2 protein-coding genes are annotated in these 3,874 nt (G+C 67.2%); both read left to right on the top strand.

The window, feature by feature from the left end; all coding sequences use genetic code 11:
• The first annotated feature begins 45 nt into the window (after positions 1–45).
• Positions 46–726, top strand: coding sequence for an NYN domain-containing protein (locus ACWDTP_RS37820; protein WP_450028337.1), 681 nt, complete (start codon positions 46–48; stop codon positions 724–726).
• A gap of 64 nt (positions 727–790) precedes the next feature.
• Complete coding sequence (locus ACWDTP_RS37815; protein ID WP_450028336.1) at positions 791–3,823, top strand: MMPL family transporter; 3,033 nt, start codon at positions 791–793, stop codon at positions 3,821–3,823.
• The last annotated feature ends 51 nt before the right edge of the window (positions 3,824–3,874 follow it).

Genomic DNA, 3,874 nt, shown 5'->3' with positions numbered 1-3,874 from the left:
GGCCCGCGGGCGCGGCTCCGCGCTGGCCGGGGTGGCGCGCCCGACATCGAACCGGACGTCCAGCACGACGCCCCGGCGACCGCACCGGCCGCCGGGGTCCGCCGGGTGCTGCTGGTGTGGGACGCCCCCAATCTGGACATGGGATTGGGCTCGATCCTGGGCGGCCGCCCGACGGCCGCGCACCGGCCCCGTTTCGATGCGCTGGGCCGCTGGCTGCTCACCTACACCGCCGATCTCTCGGCGGCGGCGGGCGGCGACGCCGACCTCACATTGGAGCCCGAGGCCACCGTATTCACCAACATCGCCCCAGGTAGCGCCGATGTGGTTCGGCCGTGGGTGGAAGCGTTGCGTAACGTGGGATTCGCCGTTTTCGCAAAACCGAAAATCGATGACGACAGCGACGTCGACAGCGACATGCTCGACCACATCGCGCTGCGCCGTGGCGAGGGACTGGCAGCGGTGCTGGTGGCCTCGGCGGACGGACAGGCGTTCCGGCAACCACTGGAGGACATTGCCCGCGAAGGCACGCCCGTGCAGGTGCTTGGATTTCGCGAACATGCAAGCTGGGCGCTAGCGTCGGATACCTTGGAGTTTGTCGATCTGGAGGACATTCCTGGTGTTTTCCGGGAACCGCTGCCACGGATCGGCCTGGACTCGCTGCCCGAGCAGGGCGCATGGCTGCAGCCGTTCCGGCCGCTGTCATCGCTGCTGACCTCGCGTGTGTAACAACTGCAAATGACCGTAGAAGCACAATGCGGGTCACCACAAATTTTTTCAGTTAGGAGCGTAAGTGTTCGCCTGGTGGGGTCGAACGGTGTACCGACTCAGGTACATCGTCATCGGTGTCATGGTGGCGCTTTGCCTCGGCGGCGGCGTCTACGGGATCAGCCTGGGAGACCATGTCACGCAGAGCGGTTTCTACGACGAGGGCAGTGAGTCGGTTCAGGCGTCGCTAATCGGCGACGAGGTGTACGGGCGTGACCGGACCAGCCACGTGGTCGCCATCCTCACACCACCGGATGACAAGAAGGTCACCGACAAGGCCTGGCAGAAAGAGGTCATCGGCGAACTGGATCAGGTGGTCAAGGACCACGAGGATTCCGTTCAGGGCTGGGTGGGCTGGCTCAAGGCCCCCGACACCACCGATCCGACCGTCAGCCAGATGAAGACCGAGGATCTGCGCCACACCTTTGTCAGCGTTCCGCTCAAGGGTGACGACGACGACCAGATCCTCAAGAGCTATCAGGCCGCCGAACCCGACCTGCAAAAGGTCAACGGCGGTGACATCCAGCTCGCCGGGCTCAACCCACTGGCCAGCGAGCTGACCGGAACCATCGGCACGGACCAGAAGCGCGCCGAGATCGCCATCGTCCCGCTGGTCGCCGTGGTGCTGTTCTTCGTTTTCGGCGGTGCGGTCGCCGCGGCACTGCCAGCCATCATCGGTGGCCTCACCATCGCCGGTGCGCTGGGCATTCTACGGCTCACCGCCGAGTTCGGACCGGTGCACTTCTTCGCTCAGCCGGTGGTCACGATGATGGGCTTCGGTATCGCCATCGACTACGGCCTGTTCATCGTGAGCCGCTTCCGCGAGGAACTCGCGGAGGGTTATTCCGTGGAGGCCGCGGTACGAAGATCGGTGATGACCTCGGGCCGGACGGTGGCGTTCTCCGCGGTGATCATCGTGGCGTCCTCGCTGCCGCTGCTGCTGATACCGCTCGGGTTCCTGCAGTCGATCACCTACGCCATCATCGCGTCGGTCATGCTCGCCGCGTTCCTGTCGATCACGGTGCTTCCCGCGACCCTGGCCATCCTGGGCGCCAACGTCGATGCGCTCGGCGTGCGCACGCTGCTGCGGGTGCCGTTCCTGGCCAACTGGCCGTTCTCGCGCCGGATCATCGACTGGTTCGCCGAGAAAACCCAGAAGACCAAGACCCGCGAGGAGGTCGAACACGGGTTCTGGGGCCGGCTGGTCAATATCGTGATGAAGCGGCCGATCGCCTTCGCCACGCCGATCCTGATCGTGATGACGCTGCTCGTCATCCCGATCGGCTCACTCACGCTCGCCGGTATCAGCGAGAAGTATCTGCCGCCGGACAATGCGGTGCGCCAGTCCCAGGAGGAGTTCGACAAGATCTTCCCCGGCTTCCGCACCGAACAGATCACCCTGGTGATGAAGCGCGACGACGGTGAGCCGGTCACCGACTCCCAGATCGCCGATATGCGGGCCAAGGCCCTGACCGTTCCCGGTTTCACCGATCCGGACAACGACCCGGAAGCCATGTGGAAGGAACGCCCGGCCAACGACAGCGGGTCCAAGGACCCGTCCGTGCGGGTGATCCAGAACGGTCTGGAGAACCGCGGCGACGCGGCGACGAACATCGGCGGGCTGCGGGAACTGCAGCCACCCCGCGGCGTCTCCGTCTACGTCGGCGGTACCCCCGCGCTGGAGCAGGATTCGATCCACAGCCTGTTCTCCAGGCTGCCGCTGATGGTGACGATCCTGGTCATCACCACGACGGTGCTGATGTTCCTGGCCTTCGGATCGATCGTGCTGCCGGTCAAGGCCGCGCTGATGAGTGCGCTCACGCTCGGTTCGACGATGGGCATCCTGACCTGGATGTTCGTCGACGGTCACGGGTCCGGGTTGCTGAACTACACGCCACAGCCGCTGATGGCACCGATGATCGGGTTGATCATCGCGGTGATCTGGGGTCTGTCCACCGACTACGAGGTGTTCCTGGTGTCCCGCATGGTGGAGGCCCGCGAACGCGGTATGTCCACCGCGGAAGCCATCCGGATCGGTACCGCCACCACCGGTCGCCTCATCACCGGTGCCGCCCTGGTGCTGGCGGTGGTCGCCGGTGCGTTCGCGTTCTCCGACCTGGTGATGATGAAATACCTGGCCTTCGGCCTGCTGATCGCCCTGTTGCTGGACGCGACGATCATCCGGATGTTCCTGGTGCCCGCGATCATGAAGCTGCTCGGCGACGACTGCTGGTGGGCCCCGCACTGGATGAAGCGCATCCAGGAACGCCTCGGCCTCGGTGAGACCGAGCTGCCCGACGAACGCAAGCGGCCGACCCTGCGTGAGCCCGCCGACGATGAACGCGCCCTGGTGGGTGCGGGCGCGCCGCCACCGCCGCGGCCGCACGATCCGACCCACCCGGCCGTCGAACAGCGTGCGCTGCCGCAGCGGACCAATGCACCGTCGGCCGCGGGCACCGTGCGCATCCCGCCGCCGCAACAGCGGCCCGCGCAGCCCGATCAGGAGCCGGCCACCACCCGATTCGCGATGGCCCGCAACGCCGTCCGCAACGCGGTGAACAATGCGGTCAGCAGCGCGACCGGCCACTCCGATAATCCCCCGGCCGATCCGTCCGCCCCGCCGACCGAACGGGTGCCGCGGCCCGCGGGCCGCCCGGCCCCGCCGCCACCGCCGCAGGCGCGCGAGGAACGTGAGATCGAATCCTGGCTGGGCGCACTGCGCGGCGGCCCGGCGAACGGACCGGCCAGCGGTCCGGCGAACGGGCCCGCCAAGAAAGCCCCACCACCGCCGCCACCACCGCGGCCGTCAGCCGATGCCACCCGCGCCATGCCGCAGTCCCGCCAAGGCGGGGGCGGCGCGCCACCGACGACGGCGTTCAACGCACCGCGTAATCCCAACGCCGGGGGTGCCGATCCGACCACGGGGATGCCGGTTCCACGCCAGCGCGATCAGCGCGATCAGGATGCGACCGAGAAGCTCAACACCCGCGACGACCCCAAGCGGCGCGGCGGCGGAATGAGCGCGCAGGATCTGCTGCGCCGCGAGGGCCGGCTCTAGTGGTCCGTCTGCGATTTGATCTGGTTAAGGGTGGCTCGGCCGCGTTGGACT

This window comes from Mycobacterium sp. NPDC003449 (assembly GCF_053588415.1).
This window is presented reverse-complemented; position numbering and strand designations above follow the sequence as displayed.